The sequence below is a fragment of the Clostridium nigeriense genome (genome assembly GCF_050585245.1).
In the GTDB taxonomy this organism is placed as follows: Bacteria; Bacillota; Clostridia; order Clostridiales; family Clostridiaceae; genus Clostridium; species Clostridium nigeriense_A.
The window spans coordinates 451,687-469,623 of sequence record NZ_JBNOOF010000002.1 but is presented as its reverse complement, the minus strand read 5'-3'; the positions used below and the strand labels follow the sequence as shown (position 1 = coordinate 469,623).

The window sequence follows — 17,937 nt, the reverse complement described above, 5'->3', positions numbered from 1 at the left end:
TATATTTTTATTTTCTCATGTCAATAATATATGTATATTATTAACAAATTTAAATATACATTTCTATTTAAGGAGTTTAAATGATAAAAAAATATAAATTAATAAAAAAAATAAAAAATATATTAATAGTGACATTAGCACTACTAAGTATTTTTTTATTAAAGTCATTAATTAATTCAAATATTACCTCTACCAATCCAAATGAAATGATGGTTCATTTTATAGATGTTGGGCAAGGCGACTCTATTTTAATTCAAGTTAATTATAAAAATATACTTATAGATTCAGGTCCTAAGGATGGAAAGGATAAGTTGCTTCAATATTTAAATTCACTAAATATACATCAATTTGATTATGTAATTGCAACTCATCCTCACGAAGATCATATAGGAAACATGGCCTATATAGTAAATAACTATATAGTATTAAACTTCTATTCTCCTAAAATAGATAATAATACTTCTTCTTTTGAAAATATGGCAGAGGCTCTTTCCAGAAAAAACTTAAAAATTAAAATATTGAAGGCTAATTCTTCAACTATAAACCTTGGAGAAAATACATCCTTTGAAGTTTTTTCTCCTAATTTAGATTCCTATGATAATTTAAATAATTATTCACCTATTATTAAAGTCTCTTACGGAAACAATTCTTTTTTATTTACAGGAGATGCTGAAGAAGATGTGGAACAAGAAGTACTAGCTAATAATTTCAACTTAAAAAGTGATGTTTTAAAGGTAGGTCATCATGGATCTTCAACTTCAACAACAAAATCCTTCTTAGATTCAGTAAATCCTAAAATATCAGTTATTTCAGTAGGAAAAAATAATTCCTACGGCCATCCTACAGAAAATACTCTAAACAAATTAAAGGAAACTAATATATATAGGACTGATCTAAATGGAAATATAGTTCTTACCTCAAATGGGAGTACTATTAAAATTTCTTTGAAATGATAGATGCTCCTAAAAAAATTTTAGGAGCATCTATCATTTAAGAACTTATTCTTAAATTAATATATATACATACTTTATCTCATTTCCCCTAATGCATCTTCTTGGCTATTTAAATTTTTTTCTTTATTTATTTCTATTGTTTCACCATTAATAGCATCTAAGACTTCCTCTTTAGTATCTTCTTTTTCATTTTTCACATCAATTTCTTTTATTTCTTTAGATTCATTTTTAACATAAGCTTTCCAAAGCATATATATATTATATAAATTAGTTACATCTTGTTCATTATATAATAATATAGTTTCAATCTTTTCCTTTGGCATTCTTAAAATATATTCTTTATCTTTTAAAACTTTATTAAAGGTTTTTGCAAGATTAGACCCACTTATAACTTCTCCCTCTCTATGGATATCAAAATCTTTTTCTAAATTTTTAAGTCCTATCGAGTGTTTCATTTCCTTTTCATATTCTCTTTGAATATCTATATCCTCAAACTCTTTAGAAAAGTTAAGTTCTATTCCATACCTTTTGAACAAATAATTAATCACAGTATAATCATTATTTCCAGAAAAGGTGACAATAGCTTTTTTCCCTTTTTTCTTCATTTTTACAAAATATTTTTTTGCTAGTTCTAAAATTTGTATTGTTTCATACTTATTCTCTATCATATATTGAGTCACATATAACTTATTATTTTCATATACGCAAGCCCCAAATACCCCTATACATTTTGGTTTCTTATAAACATAGTGTTCTAAATCAAAAAATATAAGTTCCTCTGGTTGCCTGTGTATATCAGACGTTTTTAACATAAATTCCCTATTAGTGGAATCTACCTCTATTATATTTTCTCTTATAATCACATTACCACTCTTTCTTCCTTATCATTATCACCTTGAAATTCCTTATTTTATCTTATAACATTATATCATCTTTTATAACAATATAGGAATAAATAATAATATAATTATCCCTACTTATATAATATTATGTAATACTTAATATGTTCAACATTGAAAATAATAAATATTCCAAATTAATCGAAAATTACTATTAATAATTCCTCAATAGTATTGACTATTTTTTAACAGTTTGTTATCATTAAATCATGATAATGATTTTCAATACAAGGTGGATAAAATGAGCCTATGTGATTTAAAATTAGTAGAAAAGCAATAATAAAAGAAATTGGTGGAAATAAAAAGCTCCTTTGTTAAATCCAAAACTATAACATTTGCTATGAATTTATTTATTATTATAAAAAGAAGGTGTGCTCATGGAGATATTAATTACTTTAATTATAGTTGCATTAGCAGCATATATAATCTTTAAAAGTGTTCGTAAATCTTCTAAAGGTAGTGGTTGTAACTGCGGAAAATGTTCTAGTAACTGTCCTGTAAAAAAAGAAAATATTATTAAGCTAGAAAAAAAATAAATATTCTATCGAATATTTATTACTTCATACTTAAGTTAAAATACTAAAAGTAGTTTTTATATAATACCAATTTAAGTCTTTTATCAGACAATATTAACCTATTTTTAAATTTTACATTTTATATTTAGGAGCTGTTTACAACAGCTCCTAATTTTTTCATTATTTTTATAATAAATTCTTACAACTTATACTACTGTAAGCCTATTATATATTTTACATCTTATCTACTACTTCTATTCCTATTAAAGCTAAAGAGTTTTTAATAACTTGACATGTGGCTTTTACTAAGTTAATTCTAGCTTCTTTTAAGCTTTCATCTTCTAAGTTTAATACAGAATGAGCATTGTAGAACTTATTAAATAATTTTGCAACTTCTATTGCATATCTAGTAATTATAGATGGTTCTAATTTTTCTGTTGCTAAATGTATTTGCTTTCCAAATCCTTCTAGTGCCTTTATTAATTCAAATTCTTCCTTCGAATCTAGTTTAGAATAATCTGCAACTCCTTTTAATTCACCTGCTCTAGTTAAAATACTATTAGCTCTAGCATAAGAGTATTGAACATACGGACCTGTTTCGCCTTCAAATGAAAGCATTTCCTTCCAATCAAATACTATATCCTTTTCTCTAGAATTCTTTAAATACGTAAATACAATAGCACCTACACCTATTTTCTTAGCTACTTCTTCTTTATTTTCTAAATTAGGATTCTTTTCATTAATAATTTCTAAAGTTTTATCCACAGATTCTTTTATTAAGTCATCTAATAAAATAACTTCTCCCTTTCTAGTTGAAAGCTTTCTGTCTGCAAATTTAACTAATCCAAATCCTACATGAATACAATCATTAGCCCAATCATGTCCTGCAAGTTCTAATACTTTAAATACTTGTTTAAAGTGTAATGCTTGAGGAGTCCCAACTACATATATACTCTTATAGAAATCATAAGTTTTCTTTCTATACATTGCTGCCGCTAAATCTCTAGTAGCATATATTGATGCTCCATCACCTTTTAATACTATACATGGTGGCATGTTATACTCATCTAACATAACTACTTGAGCACCATTACTTTCTACTAAAAGGTTCTTATCTCTTAACTCATTAACTACTGCATCCATCTTATCATTATAGAAAGCTTCTCCAGCATAAGAATCAAACTTAACATCAAACACTTCATATATTCTTTCAAACTCTTTTAAGCTTAAATCTCTAAATCTCTTCCATAAGGTCTCAACTTCTTTATCACCTTGTTCTAAAGCTTTAAAGTAAGCTCTTCCTTCATCTTCTAAAGCTGGGTCCTTTTCTGCTTCATCATGGAATTTAACGTATATTCTTAAAAGCTCATTTATTGCATTTTCTTCTAATGCTTCTTCATTTCCCCATCTCTTATATGCAGATATAAGCTTACCAAACTGAGTTCCCCAGTCACCTAAGTGGTTAATTCCTTCTACAGTATAGCCTTCTTTCTTAAATAATTTGTATAAAGAATTACCTATTGCTGTTGTAAATAAGTGCCCAACATGGAATGGCTTTGCAATATTAGGTGATGAATATTCTACACATACTGTTTTCCCTTCACCAACATTACTTGAGCCATAGCCTTCGCCTTGAGCTAATACTTTTTCAATAGTATTCTTTGTAAATTCATTCTTATCAACAAAGAAGTTTACATAAGGTCCAACATTAATTACCTTTTCGAATCCTTCACCATTTATCTTATCTTTTAACTCTTCCGAAATCATATTAGGAGCTTTTCTAAAAGCCTTTGCTAATTGGAAACATGGAAATGCATAATCACCCATTTCACTTTTAGGTGGAATTTCTATTAATTTTTCTATATTTTCAACATCCATATCAACATGTTGTTTTATAGCTTCAGCAACTTTCTTTTTATAATCCATTTTTATCCTCCTTAAAAATTCAAAATTATATTCTATTCTTCTATATTAATTAGAAAAATCCATATAAAAAAGTACATCTATTAATTTTGCTTATTCCGTCGCATTCGCTCCAAGTCATCACAAAATTAATAGATGCACTTCAAAGCTAAATGATTGAAATTAAAAAAAACGCCTCTTAAATATATAAGAGACGAATAAATCCGCGGTACCACTCTGATTGCATTAAATGCCACTCAATGCTTTAACGCAGCAAACGAACTATCCTACTTAAATTTCAGTAGCTATCTCCAAGGCTCTCTTCCTAATATTCTATCTTACAAGGCTTCCACCATCCCTCACTCGCTTAAAAGAATCAAATACAGTACTCTTCTCTTCCTAGATATTAATATTATTATATTATAATATCAACATTATACATAAACCAAAGATTTATTGTCAACCTAAAATCATTATATCTGAAAGAAGTTTATGTAAGATAATTAATTATTAAATTAATATAAAAAAGTACTTCTATATAATTTTGCTTATTCCGTCGCATTTGCTCCAAGTCATCGCAAAATTAATAGAAGCACTTCAGAGCTGAAGGAAGGAAATTATAAAAGATTATTCACAGGGTAACATCTTTATAATTTCCTAAATAGTAAAATAGGCTGTATCAAAATTGTTTTGATACAGCCTTATAATTCTAAAAGAATATTCCTAATATTAAACCTGATATTGTTGCAAATAACTTAATAATTAATTGTGATGGGTATTGTAATATAACTCCTCCAAAAAGAACAATTAATAAAAGTATTGGTAGTTGATAATCATATAGTTTACTTCCATATTTATAAAAGTTTTTAGGACTAAGTTCCCTAAATAAATCAAATCCAGCAAGTCCTGGTATAGGTATTAAATTAAATATAAATAAATTTATATTTATAAAACAAATAGCATATAGCATATTAGCAATAATAACATAAGTAGAATATGGTAATCTATTATATGCAACTTCAGCCCAAGTTTGGAATATAAACATAAAAATAAAAGCGACTAATAAATTTGATAAAGGTCCTGCTAATGTTACTTTTATTTCATCCTTATATCCTCTTTTAAACGCACTTGGATTAGTTTCTACAGGTTTTGTCCATCCAAATCCAGTTAGTATTATCATCACAAACCCGATTAAATCTATATGTGCTAACGGATTTAAACTTAATCTTCCCTGAAATCTAGGGGTTTTATCTCCTAATTTATCTGCAACTTTAGCTCTTGCATAACCTTGTGCAACAAAGGCTATTAATATTGCAGGAATAGTTATTATCTTATTTAATAGTATATCCGACATTTAAGCCCTCCTACTTTCTTTTTTTATGATTATACCATATTTATTTCTATAAATTCCCTCTGTTCATATTTATTTAAAAAAATAAATATGTTATATTAGTGCTCCGTCGCAAGCTCCAAGTCACTCTAATATAACATATTTACTTCTACAAACTAAATGTAATAATTCCTCTTTCCTCGGAATTATGAATTTGAATTTCTATTTTTAGGGCCACACTTCTCTAATTAGAACTTCCAGTTCCTGAGCCCGTTCCATCTCCACCATTTCCAGTTTCTCCATTTCCTGTTCCTGATCCCGAATCCGCTCCATCTCCTGAATCTGTTCCAGTTCCTGAACCTGCTCCGCTTCCTGAACCTGCTCCGCTTTCTGAATCTGCTCCACTTCCTGAACCTGTTCCACTTCCTGAACCTGTTCCACTTCCTGAACCTGTTCCACTTCCTGAATCTGTTCCAGTTCCTGAACCTGTTCCACTTCCTGAACCCGTTCCAGTTCCTGAACCTGTTCCAGTTTGCCCTTGCTCATAATCTGATTTTGGAGGGGTTGGAAGTACTTCTTCTTCGATATTCTTATCATTATAATCTGATGGGTTTATATTATAAACTGAATTATATCTTGCTTCTTCTGCATCGTACATAGCTGCCACACTTTGAACTGAAGCTAAATCAAATTCATCTGAATTAGGAAGCTTATCATTAAATATAAAGTCATTCATTATCTGTGCATTTTGTTCAATGTCTATTAATAGACACCAACCTCTATCCTTATATAAATTATCTCTTGCTATAAGTTCTGTTTGCGGTATTTGTAATTGTTCAAAATCTAAAGAAGGCAACTTATATATGGTATAAGCTAGATTCAATGCTTCTGGTATATCTATATTAGTTTTAACTTGCTTTGCCAATGTATTAGCTAAACTTACATATTTTAAAGGATTAACTTCTTTCAATTTTGTAGCAACTTGTAATAAAACTTTATTTTGTCTTTCTCCTCTTTCAAATCCACCATTTCCAACATATCTAATTCTAGCATATGAAAGAGCTTGTTGACCATTTAAAGTTTGTAACCCTGTTTCAGTTATTGGAGGAGAATTAACTCCTGTAGATTCACCAATATATTTATTAATTTCATCTATTTCATAGTCTTTTATATCAGCTTCTATTCCACCAATTTCATCTATAATAGATTCAAATCCCCAGAAATTCACTATAATATACTTATCTAAATGTATATTAAAGTTTTCTTCTATAGTATTCATTAATAAAGCAGCTCCACCTTCTGAACCTCTTAAATTGCCTTTGTCATCTGTCTCCAAAGCTCCGTAATAAAATGCTGCATTTATTTTATCTTCCCCATACTCTGGAATATTTACTAATGTATCTCTAATTATACTTGTTAACTTAACTTTCTTATTGTTATTATCTAAAGTAGCAATTATTATGGAATCTGATCTTGCCGGCTCATCAGTAGTTCTACCATCTGTTCCTATTAGTAAAACATTGGTAATACCATCTACTTCAGTATACTCCACATCATTTGTAGGAGTAGGTGTATACTCTACATACACTTGATTTCTAATATGATTATAATATCCAACTGCTACTGCAATTGAAATAGCTATTACCCCCAATATAGATAATAATATTATTTTTATTATATTTTTCTTCTTTTTTTTCTTTTCTTTTATTTTCTTTAATGATTCATTTTCACTCATTCCTATTCCTCCCCTTACTTCCATATTATATAACAATTATATTCATATCCACAACAATACCTTTAATATTATACAAGAATAGTTTGTCATTTTCATTACAAAAAAATAACAATATGCATAATTTTTTATATTTTTAAATTATACTTGTTTACTTTTTGTGTTTATTGTCAATAATCATAGCAAGGAGTGATAAATATGGATAATTTAAATAATAATAATAATAATTCTAATTCAGCAAAAAAAAATTTAAATAAAAAACAAAAAGCTGCATTATTGGTATCATTTGTAACTTTACTAGCTATTTCTTTTTGTTTAAGCTATTTTATTACTGATTATTTTACTAACCCTAATAGAAAAATTTCTAATATAGACGTTGAAAATGAAAATGTATATGCAGATAATAAATATTTAAGCGATGATATATTCGTTACGCTTAAAACAAACGAAAATGTAGACATGATAGATAACTTACTTAATTTAAAAGAAAAACTTAAATTAAAGGAAAATTTAACTGAAGAAGAATTAACAACAGAACTTTCTAAAGATGGATATAAACTTTCTGAAAAAAATGAGCAAAAACTCACATATACTCGTGACAAAGAAGTAAAAAGTGATAAGTTTGAAGCTAATAAATATTATTTAGGAGAAGAGAATGGATATATATCTATTTTCAAAACTGATACTAATGGCAATGTAATTGAATCAGAAAAGAAAGTCTATACAGATTCAAAACCCTTAGGAAACTTGCCTGAAACTGACCAAAACTATATTAAAGAAAATAAGTTTTCTTTTGATTCAAAAGATGATGCATTACAAAAGCTTAGTGAAATGATTTCATAATATAAAAGAAATTAGCTGGTTAATTAATTTGCCAGCTAATTTCTTTTACATAATATTTTTTTATATTTCCTCTAACATTTTAACTGTATATTTAATAGCCTCATTAATTTGTTCTGATGAACTTATACTTGCATTATTATCTCCATTTTGTGGACCATAATTACCAAACTGTGCATGATTTCCACCTTTAATTTCAAAAAATGTACTATTTTCTGATAACTTAGCGCTTTTAATTTTTTCTAAATCAGCTACTCCATCTTCACTTCCATATATACTTATAACTTCTATGTTAGAACTTTTTAACTCATCTCCACTTGGATAAGATGCATATAAAGCTAGTCCCTTAATATTATCATTTTCACTTGCAAACTTACTAGCCATTACTCCACCTAAAGAATGTCCACCAATAGCCCAGGTATCTATATAACTGTATTTTTCAATAGCTTCATTAGCCTTATTTGGTGATAATACCGCAAGATTTAGGGGCATTGGTACTATAACTACTAAGTACCCTTCCTCTGCTATTCCTTTTGCTAAAATAGAATAAGCCTCTGGATTAACTTTTCCTCCAGGATAAAAAATAAATCCTTTATTAGGAGTATTACCTTTAGGAGTAAATGTTATAAACTCATCTTCTGTAATATCAACAACATCTATATTTTTAAAGACTTGCTGAGCCTCTTCTGTTGGATTATATGAATCTTTTGCCCAAATAACAAATCCAGATAATAATATAGCTAAAATAATAAAACTTGAAAATATTATATTTTTTCTCTTTTTAATCATTACATTCCTCTTTATACACTTAATTTAATATCACTATTATATTCCTTTAATAATAAATAGTACATAACTAGAATAACAAAATTTAATAAGGGTATAAATAAACTATAATATATTATAAAAAAGTTTTCACTTTTTAGACAAATTTCATCTGCAAATATAATGATATTTTTAGTATTTCTTAGATAAAAATTAATTTAACAAATTTTAATAAAATTTTATTATTTTTATTTACATATTAGCCTTAAACTATTAATATATATTTATTGCCCTATAAATTATTATTCATTTTGGAGGTTTGTTTTATGAATATTAGTATTATTGATATGCCTCTATTCTACGGATGTGATAATCCTGGAGTAGAAAAAGGCCCAAGGATTTTAAGAGAGAACAACCTTCTAGATATCTTTAATAAAAGCCATGAAGTCTGTGATATGGGCGAAGTTCATGTAAAAAATGTTTCTTCAAATGATAAATACGCAGCAAACGCAAAAATGAAGTATTTAGATGAAGTTGTGAGATCAAATATTGGACTAGCTGATAAAGTTTACGAATCCTTAAAAAATTCTCGTCTACCATTAACAATAGGCGGTGATCACGCCCTAGCAATTGGAAGTATTGCTGGTGCTAGTAAATTTTTCGAGGGAGATCTTGCAGTAGTTTGGGTGGATGCTCATGGTGATATGAATACACTAGAGACTTCCCCATCAGGAAACATTCACGGAATGCCTTTAGCAAGTTCTATGGGAATTGGACATGAGCAGTTGACTAACCTTTATTTCCCAAGCCAAAAGGTCAAACCTGAAAATGTATTTTTATTAGGTTGCAGAGACTTAGATTTAGGTGAAATTGAATTAATCAAGGAATATAATCTAAATGTATGGACCATGAAAGATATTAAAACAAAGGGCATAAAATCTGTTTTAACAGAGTTGTTAGAAGCTATTAAAAAGAATAATGTTAATAACATTCATTTTAGCTTTGATATCGACAGCCTAGATCCTTCATATGTACCAGGAACAGGAACTCCAGTAGAAGATGGATTATCCTTCTCAGAAGGAAAAGAAGTTATTGAAAGTATTATTAATACTTCTTTAGTTAGATCTATGGATTTTGTAGAATTTAATCCAGATTTAGATAATAATAAAAAAACTTTAGAAACTTGTCTTGAGTTATTAAAAGCTATTTCTAAATCTTTTGAAGGAAAATAAGATGTAATTTGGAGCTGTCATAAAATAGCTCAATTAAAAATAATTTAAAGAAACTCCTTAGGGAGTTTTTTTCTTTAATTTATATTTCTATACGCTAAATTTTACATTATACAATAGCTATCTTTATTATTATTTAAATTCCTTATTTCGATTTTTATGATTTTTATGTTATTATATAATAAGCAAAATAATCTTAGGAGGATATAATGAAGCTATTATTTTTTGATACAGAAACTACCAGTATAAAACCTGGAAACATATGTCAATTAAGTTATATAGTAATAGATGCTTCAACTAAACCACAAAAAACTACAGGTAAAAACTTTTTCTTTACAGTAGATAGTATGGATGAAGGAGCTCAAGCTATTCATGGATTTTCTTTAGAAAAACTTTATGAACTTTCAGATGGAAGAGAATTTTTAGAGTTTGTTCATGAATTTATGCCTGACTTCTTTGAAGCAGACTTTATTATAGGACATAATGTTCAATTTGATATAAAGTTTTTAAAACATGAATTACAACAATTATGGGAAGCAGGTCTTATAGATACTACTTGGGAGCCTAAAAATACTTTTTGTACTATGGCATATTATAAACCAGTATGTAATATATTAAATCCATCTGGAACTGTTAAAAATCCAAAATTAGCTGAAGTGATAGATTATCTTCAAATTACAGAGGAACAAATCGCTGATAAAGCAAATGAATTATTTGAAGGAAGCGGGAACTATCACGATGCTAGATTTGATACTGCTGCAACTTACCTAACAGTAATTCAAGGTATGAAAAAAGGATTAATTCCTGCCGGATACTTTTCAAAATTACTTAATAAATAAAGTATTAAAATATCATATCAGTGTTCCGTCGCAAGCTCCAAGTCACCCTTCTATGATATTTTAATACTTCAAAACTAAAGGTAATAATTCATAATTCCGAGGAATTATGAATTATTATTCCACCGCAAGCTCCAAGTCATCGCTAAATTAATAGATGCACTTCAAAGCAGAAGGAAGGAAATTGAAAGAGCATAGTTAACCTACTTACTTAAAATATAAGTATCTAAACTATGCTCTTTATTATTCTTAAATTTTTAATATTCACTAAAATATTTATTCTTAAGACTCTTACAGATTTCCTTGTCCATTGCTGGAACTCCATCTAATCTATATTTCAATTTTAAATTTTCATACTTATTCACACCCAATAAATGGTATGGTAGTAATTCTACCTTTTCAACATTCTTTAATGAATCTACAAATTTTCTTAAAGATTCCATATATTTTGCACTATCTGTTTTCCCTGGTACAACTACTTGTCTTATCCATAGCTTAGTTCCCACTTTTTGAGAAGCTTCTATAAACTTATTTGTTTCATCTATTTTATATCCTGTCATATCTAAATAGCCATCTTCAGTTAAATGCTTAACATCATACAAAACTAAATCAGTATATTTTAAGATTTCTTCATACTCACCAAAACCTACACCTGAAGTATCTAAACATGTGTGTATTCCTTCTTCCTTGCAACGCTTTAAAACTTCTAAAAGAAATTCTGGTTGTCTAAGAGGATCTCCTCCTGAAAAAGTAACTCCACCACCAGATGTAGAAAAATAGCTTTTAAATCTTTTAATTTTGCCAACTAAATCTTCTACTGTATACTCTTCCCCTTCTTTTTCACTCCAAGTATCAGGATTATGACAATAAAGACATCTTAACTTACATCCTTGAAAAAATACTACCACTCTTATTCCTGGTCCATCTACAAGTCCCATTGTTTCAATCGAATGAATTCTACCTTTTATCATATAATCTTCTCCTCTATCCTGCACAATTAAAATTCATCTTAAGTTGTCCTAATTATTATAATTTGTATATTATAAATTGTCCAATACAAAAAGTATTAATACTAGTACAAATACCCAATTTCTTTAGCTAGTTTCATAGCAATATCATCACCAGCAAGCTTTTTTACTATACTAATGCAAAGTTCAATATTTCCAATTAAATTTGAGGATATCATTATTTTCCCATTATCTACAAAAGATCTATTTACTTTGATAGTTCCTTCAATTTTCCATTTTGAATCCGGCATATAAATACCATTTACTCCATTAACCTGCTTTAAAAAATATACTCCATTTGAAAACGTAGCAATATAATCACAATTTTTATAAATTTTATTAATACTATCTACTAAATAATTATCCTCTAAAATTTGTTCTATTCCACTTCCTCCTGGAATAATTAATATATCTGGACATATTCTATTTTCACTCAAATCTTCATTTATTTTAATAGATACACCTTTAGCAGTAATATTTTCTTTATTAGATATAGAATAAACATGAAAATACTCTTCTTTTAAAATTTCATTTACTTTATTGAAAATATTAAAAATTAAAGAATACTCTGATAGGTAAAAGTCATCATAAGATAAAATAGCAATTGATTTCTTACTCTTAATTTTACAACTCAAAAACTTTTTCTTAGTTAATTTATATGTTCCTTGATTTCTAAAATTATTTAACTCCTCAAATCCTATTTTTCCTAGTAAAGACTTTCCTGCATTAGTTATTACCGAATCTATTATAGCTTCTCCACCAAACTCTAAAAAATAATACTCTAAAAGTAATATTAAAGCTTCTTCAGCATATCCTTTACCTCTATGTTCATAATGAATTTTTATATTTATTCTAGCAACTTTAGTAGCTGAATTATATCCATGAAAACTAACTTCCCCAACTGGTCTATCCATAGTATCATAAACTAAGCAATAAAAATTCTTTCCATCTGTTGGATTAACCATTTTTTTATAAAACATTTCCCACTTCTCCTTTGGAAAAGAATAAACTTCTCCAAAGTCACCCATATTTTTCTTATCCCCCCATAACTCCTTTACGAAAGATAATTCATTAAACTCAGGCATTTTTATATAAACTAATTTACCATTCCTTCTATACAATCCCATTTTATTATTCATAATATCACCTACAAATATTTCCTTTTCTATTAAAGTCAATATATAAATAACTATCTCATAAATTAATTTTTTTATCAAGGAATATAGGCTATATAAAGAAATTATGTCATTTATTTTTAATATTTTATTAATAATACTAATTGCCTAGTAAAAGGTATGAAATTAGTAAAATCAGATTTCATCTACATTAAAAAGAAATATGAATTTTCTATCAATTTTTTATGTCTAAATTTTATTTAGTATTTCTAAACTTTAAGTGTTGTTTTATTAAACTATTATTTTTATAATCTTATTCTAAGTTAATAAAATCAATGATTCTCAAAGAAAATTTTTCTTAATTTTTTATAAAAAAATATTGATTTCTACGGAAGAAATATATATAATTACTATTGTTTGTTTAGTAATTTTAAACATAAGGTTTAGTATTAGAAAATTTATAGGTGGAAGGTGTATTTGTGGAAATCGGTGAAAAAATACGTAGATTACGTATTGAAAAACAATTAACTCAAGAAGAATTGGCCAATAGATGTGAATTATCTAAAGGCTTTATATCTCAAGTAGAAAATGATTTAACTTCTCCTTCAATAGCCACACTAATAGATATATTAGAAATTCTAGGAACAAATCTAACGGAATTTTTTAGTGATGCTACTGAAGAAAAGGTTACTTTTACATATGAAGATATGTTTGAAACTGAAAATGAAGACTTAAAATATAAATTAATGTGGCTTATACCTAATGCTCAAAAAAATGAAATGGAACCAATTATGATAACTTTAGAACCTGAAGGGCAATATATAGAAGAAGAACCTCATCAAGGCGAGGAGTTTGGTTTTGTTTTATCTGGAACAATAATATTACATTTAGGTAAAAAGAAATTTAAAGTTAAAAAGGGTGAAAGCTTTTATTTTAAGCCTAAATCTAATCACTATATTTCAAATGCTGGAAAAACACAAGCTAAGGTAATTTGGGTAAGTACTCCACCATCATTTTAAATCTGTAGAAAGAGGTGTTTATTTTGGAACAAAATATAATAGAAATAAAAGGAGTTTCTAAGACTTTTGAAAATAACTGCGTTTTAGACAACCTTTCATTAAACATTAAAAAGAATGAATTTTTAACATTACTTGGTCCTAGCGGATGTGGTAAAACAACTACATTAAAAATTATTGCTGGTTTTGAAGAAGCTGATAAAGGTGAGGTTTTATTTAATGGAACTGATATATCATCTTTACCTCCATATAAAAGGCAAGTAAACACCGTATTCCAAAAGTATGCTTTATTTCCTCATATGAATGTATACCAAAATATAGCATTTGGATTAAAAATAAAAAAAACTCCTAAAGATAAAATAGATTCAAAAGTTAAAGAAATGCTAAAATTAGTTTCTCTAGAAGGTTTTGAAAATAGAAAAATTGAATCTTTAAGTGGTGGGCAACAACAAAGAGTTGCAATTGCTAGAGCATTAATAAATGAACCTGAAGTTCTTCTTCTAGATGAACCACTTGGAGCTCTAGATTTAAAGCTTAGAAAAGAAATGCAAATTGAGCTTAAAAGAATACAACAAAGATTAGGTATAACTTTTATCTTTGTAACTCATGATCAAGAAGAAGCATTAACTATGTCTGATACAATAATAGTTATGAATAAAGGAAAAATCCAGCAAATGGGATCTCCTGAAGATATCTATAATGAACCAGCTAATGCTTTTGTAGCTGATTTTATAGGTGAAAGTAATATACTAGACGGAACAATGCTTGAGGATTACAAAGTTGAGTTTTGTAATAAAGTATTTGATTGCGTAGATAAAGGATTCAATAAAAATGAATCAATAGATGTTGTTATAAGACCAGAAGACATCAAGATAGTAGCAGCTGATAAGGGAATGTTAAAGGGAAGAGTAAAATCAATAATATTTAAGGGAGTACATTACGAAATAGAAGTTGAAGATGAAAATCATAAATGGATATTACACAATACTAAGTTTGCAGAGGTTAATTCAGTTATAGGTTTAGATATTTATCCTGAAGATATTCATATAATGAGAAAGGTATCTCATAATGAGTAAGTCTAAGGTTTCTAGAAAGAACCTTGCTGCATATCCATTTATATTTTGGAGTGCTCTATTTATAATAATCCCTTTACTAATAGTATTATTTTTTGGCTTTACTGTATCAACTCCTGATGGAGGATATACTTTTTCTGTAGAAAACTTTTTAAGATTAGTTCAACCACAATATATTAAAGTTTTTGAAAGAAGCTTATGGCTTGCATTTTTATCTACATTTTGGTGCTTAATTTTAGGTTATCCAGTAGCATATATAATATCTAAAATGAAGCCTTCAAAAGGCAATATTTTAATTATGCTATTTATAGTTCCAATGTGGATGAATTTCTTACTTAGAACTTATGCTTGGTTACCTATCTTAGGTAAAAACGGATTTATAAATAATTTACTTGGTTATATAGGACTTGGACCTTTTAACTTCTTATATAATGATGGTGCTGTAATCTTAGGTATGATTTATAACTTCTTACCATTTATGGTACTACCAATTTACACAGTATTAACTAAAATAGATAATGATTTATTAAATGCTGCTGCTGACTTAGGTGCTAGCAGAAGTCAAATATTTAGAAAAGTAATATTACCTTTAAGTATGCCTGGTGTAATCTCAGGTATTACTATGGTATTTATGCCTGCAGTTTCTACTTTCGTAATTTCTAGATTATTAGGTGGCGGACAATACACACTTTTAGGTAACTTAATAGAACAACAATTCACTACTATGGGTGATTGGAACTTCGGTTCATCAATATCAATATTTATGATGGTAATTATTTTAATTTGTATGGCTGTAATGAGCTTATTTGACAGTTCAGTGGCTAAAGAAGGAGGCGGACAATTATGGTAAAAGGATTTGAAAACTTTATTAAAAAGTTTTATTTGTTAATAATTTTCATATTTTTATATATGCCTATTGCTGCATTAATAATATTCTCCTTCAACGATTCCAAGACTATGGGAAAATGGTCAGGCTTTACTTTAAGATGGTATGTTGAATTATTCAATAATGAAAACATATTAAAAGCTTTATTTTTTACAATTGTTATTGCAATAATTTCATCTATTATTGCTACAATAATTGGAACTTTAGCTGCTATAGGAATTAATAAAATGAAAGGCCCTAAGAAAGCCTTACTATTAAATATAAATTACCTACCTGTATTAAATCCAGATATAGTAACTGGTATTGCATTAATGAGTTTATTTATATTTTTAAGACCAATTATTAAATTAGATTTTGGATTTACTACAATGTTACTTGCCCATATTACATTTAATATTCCATATGTAATATTAGCAGTTTTACCTAAGCTTAGACAGTTGCCTGCAAATATAGAGGAAGCTGCTTTAGATTTAGGTGCTACTCCAGCTTATACTTTAAGAAAAATTATATTACCTCAAATTAAACCTGGTATTTGGGCTGGTATGCTTATGGCATTTACAATGTCTGTTGATGACTTTGTTATAAGCTTCTTTACAGCAGGCCCAGGAGTTACAAACCTATCAATTGAAATATATTCTATGGCAAGAAGAGGTATTAAACCTGAAATAAATGCTCTTTCTACACTAATGTTTGTAACAGTATTAACACTTCTATTAATAGCTAATAGAAAGGAATTTACAAGAGGTGATAAAGTTGAAAAAGCTTAAGAAATTTATTTCTGTTATATGTTCTTTAATATTAATTTCTTCATCATTTGTTGGATGTAATAAAAATGATGCAAATGGAAAAAGAACTTTAAATGTATTTAACTATGGTGATTATATAAATGAAGATTTAATAAAAAAATTTGAAGAAGAAACAGGTATAGATGTAATCTATGATACTTATGAATCAAATGAAATAATGTATCAAAAAGTTAAAAACAGTCCCGGAACTTATGATTTAGTTTTTCCTTCTGACTATATGGTTGAAAAAATGATTAAAGAAGACTTGTTAGAAAAAATCGATTTTAGCAACATACCTAACTATCAATACATTGGAGAAGATTATAAAAATCTACAGTACGATCCTACTAACGAATATTCAGTTCCGTATATGTGGGGTACTGTTGGAATAATTTATGATGCTGATAGAGTTGATGATGTTGTAGATAGTTGGGACATATTATGGAATTCTAAATATAAAGGTGAAATCTTTATGTTTGATTCTATAAGAGATACATTAGCTATATCTTTAGCTAGACTTGGATATTCAATTAACTCTATTAATAAATCCGAATTAGATGAGGCAGCTGATGAATTAATAAAACAAAAACCTTTAGTTCAATCTTATGTAATGGATGAAGTTAAAGATAAGATGGTGAATGGAGAAGCTATTTTTGCTACTGTTTACTCTGGTGATGCTATATTTATTCAAGAAGAAGCTCCAGACTTAAATCTTCAATATGTAGTTCCTAAAGAGGGCTCCAATAAATGGTTTGATGTTATGGTTATTCCTAAAGGAGCTAAACATAAAACTGAAGCTGAAGAATTTATAAACTTCTTGTCTGAGCCTGAAAATGCTAAAGAAAATGTTGAATATATAGGTTATGCAACACCCAACACTGGTGCTTATGAACTTTTAGATAAAGAAACTCAAGAAGATGAAACAGTTTATCCTCCTGATGAAGTTCTAGATAATTGTGCCATATATAGAGATTTAGGAAATGACATTAAATTATATGATGATGCTTGGTTAAAAGTTAAAATCAACTAAAATAGGGTTACACAAGTAACCCTA

At 27.8% G+C, this 17,937-nt stretch carries 17 protein-coding genes and 1 other annotated feature; of the genes, 10 read left to right on the top strand and 7 right to left on the bottom strand.

Going from position 1 to position 17,937, the window contains the following annotated elements:
* Positions 1–80 precede the first annotated feature (80 nt).
* Complete coding sequence (locus tag ACQPUY_RS05515; RefSeq protein WP_430840056.1) at positions 81–953, top strand: ComEC/Rec2 family competence protein; 873 nt, start codon at positions 81–83, stop codon at positions 951–953.
* Positions 954–1,027: 74 nt separating this feature from the next.
* On the opposite strand, the gene ACQPUY_RS05510 is transcribed toward ACQPUY_RS05515, so the two are convergent.
* On the bottom strand, positions 1,028–1,816 hold the full coding sequence (locus ACQPUY_RS05510) for a ribonuclease H-like domain-containing protein (protein ID WP_430840054.1): 789 nt from the start codon (positions 1,814–1,816) through the stop codon (positions 1,028–1,030).
* Positions 1,817–2,229: 413 nt separating this feature from the next.
* On the opposite strand from ACQPUY_RS05510, the gene ACQPUY_RS05505 reads away from it, so the two are divergent.
* Positions 2,230–2,388, top strand: coding sequence for a FeoB-associated Cys-rich membrane protein (locus tag ACQPUY_RS05505; protein ID WP_430840052.1), 159 nt, complete (start codon positions 2,230–2,232; stop codon positions 2,386–2,388).
* 213 nt (positions 2,389–2,601) lie between these two features.
* Here the strand turns inward: ACQPUY_RS05505 and argS are convergent, their stop codons facing one another.
* The 3 genes from argS to ACQPUY_RS05490 all read right to left on the bottom strand — a co-directional run bounded on the left by argS (position 2,602) and on the right by ACQPUY_RS05490 (position 7,334).
* The gene (gene argS / locus ACQPUY_RS05500) at positions 2,602–4,293 is read right to left on the bottom strand and encodes an arginine--tRNA ligase (RefSeq protein ID WP_430840050.1); all 1,692 of its coding nucleotides are present in this window, start codon (positions 4,291–4,293) and stop codon (positions 2,602–2,604) included.
* 183 nt (positions 4,294–4,476) lie between these two features.
* Positions 4,477–4,679: a binding site (T-box leader), on the bottom strand.
* A 299-nt stretch (positions 4,680–4,978) separates the two neighbouring features.
* Positions 4,979–5,623 (bottom strand): site-2 protease family protein, encoded by a 645-nt coding sequence (locus ACQPUY_RS05495; RefSeq protein ID WP_430840048.1) that lies wholly within the window; start codon positions 5,621–5,623, stop codon positions 4,979–4,981.
* Positions 5,624–5,843: 220 nt separating this feature from the next.
* Positions 5,844–7,334 carry an LCP family protein gene (locus ACQPUY_RS05490; protein ID WP_430840047.1) on the bottom strand — a complete coding sequence of 497 codons (1,491 nt, stop codon included), beginning with the start codon at positions 7,332–7,334 and terminating at the stop codon, positions 5,844–5,846.
* A gap of 195 nt (positions 7,335–7,529) precedes the next feature.
* On the opposite strand from ACQPUY_RS05490, the gene ACQPUY_RS05485 reads away from it, so the two are divergent.
* The gene (locus tag ACQPUY_RS05485) at positions 7,530–8,174 is read left to right on the top strand and encodes a hypothetical protein (RefSeq protein WP_430840045.1); all 645 of its coding nucleotides are present in this window, start codon (positions 7,530–7,532) and stop codon (positions 8,172–8,174) included.
* A 60-nt stretch (positions 8,175–8,234) separates the two neighbouring features.
* On the opposite strand, the gene ACQPUY_RS05480 is transcribed toward ACQPUY_RS05485, so the two are convergent.
* Positions 8,235–8,960 (bottom strand): alpha/beta family hydrolase, encoded by a 726-nt coding sequence (locus tag ACQPUY_RS05480; protein ID WP_430840043.1) that lies wholly within the window; start codon positions 8,958–8,960, stop codon positions 8,235–8,237.
* A 302-nt stretch (positions 8,961–9,262) separates the two neighbouring features.
* Here ACQPUY_RS05480 and rocF point away from each other — a divergent pair, with 302 nt between their 5' ends.
* Positions 9,263–10,168, top strand: coding sequence for an arginase (rocF, locus tag ACQPUY_RS05475; RefSeq protein ID WP_430840041.1), 906 nt, complete (start codon positions 9,263–9,265; stop codon positions 10,166–10,168).
* A gap of 206 nt (positions 10,169–10,374) precedes the next feature.
* Complete coding sequence (locus tag ACQPUY_RS05470; RefSeq protein WP_430840039.1) at positions 10,375–11,004, top strand: 3'-5' exonuclease; 630 nt, start codon at positions 10,375–10,377, stop codon at positions 11,002–11,004.
* Between the two features lie 254 nt (positions 11,005–11,258).
* On the opposite strand, the gene pflA is transcribed toward ACQPUY_RS05470, so the two are convergent.
* Positions 11,259–11,972, bottom strand: a complete 714-nt coding sequence (gene pflA, locus ACQPUY_RS05465) for a pyruvate formate-lyase-activating protein (protein ID WP_430840037.1) — start codon at positions 11,970–11,972, stop codon at positions 11,259–11,261.
* Positions 11,973–12,073: 101 nt separating this feature from the next.
* The gene (locus tag ACQPUY_RS05460) at positions 12,074–13,147 is read right to left on the bottom strand and encodes a GNAT family N-acetyltransferase (protein ID WP_430840035.1); all 1,074 of its coding nucleotides are present in this window, start codon (positions 13,145–13,147) and stop codon (positions 12,074–12,076) included.
* A gap of 455 nt (positions 13,148–13,602) precedes the next feature.
* On the opposite strand from ACQPUY_RS05460, the gene ACQPUY_RS05455 reads away from it, so the two are divergent.
* From ACQPUY_RS05455 to ACQPUY_RS05435, 5 genes are read left to right on the top strand one after another with little or no spacing between them, the layout of a single operon-like run.
* Positions 13,603–14,142, top strand: coding sequence for a helix-turn-helix domain-containing protein (locus ACQPUY_RS05455; protein ID WP_430840033.1), 540 nt, complete (start codon positions 13,603–13,605; stop codon positions 14,140–14,142).
* A gap of 23 nt (positions 14,143–14,165) precedes the next feature.
* Positions 14,166–15,215 carry a spermidine/putrescine ABC transporter ATP-binding protein gene (gene potA, locus ACQPUY_RS05450; RefSeq protein ID WP_430840031.1) on the top strand — a complete coding sequence of 350 codons (1,050 nt, stop codon included), beginning with the start codon at positions 14,166–14,168 and terminating at the stop codon, positions 15,213–15,215.
* Positions 15,208–16,062 (top strand): ABC transporter permease, encoded by an 855-nt coding sequence (locus ACQPUY_RS05445; protein ID WP_430840029.1) that lies wholly within the window; start codon positions 15,208–15,210, stop codon positions 16,060–16,062. The genes potA and ACQPUY_RS05445 overlap by 8 nt, the downstream gene beginning before the upstream one ends.
* The gene (locus ACQPUY_RS05440; RefSeq protein WP_430840027.1) at positions 16,056–16,865 is read left to right on the top strand and encodes an ABC transporter permease; all 810 of its coding nucleotides are present in this window, start codon (positions 16,056–16,058) and stop codon (positions 16,863–16,865) included. The genes ACQPUY_RS05445 and ACQPUY_RS05440 overlap by 7 nt, the downstream gene beginning before the upstream one ends.
* The gene (locus ACQPUY_RS05435) at positions 16,852–17,913 is read left to right on the top strand and encodes an ABC transporter substrate-binding protein (protein WP_430840025.1); all 1,062 of its coding nucleotides are present in this window, start codon (positions 16,852–16,854) and stop codon (positions 17,911–17,913) included. Before ACQPUY_RS05440 ends, ACQPUY_RS05435 begins: the two co-directional genes overlap by 14 nt.
* Positions 17,914–17,937 lie beyond the last annotated feature (24 nt).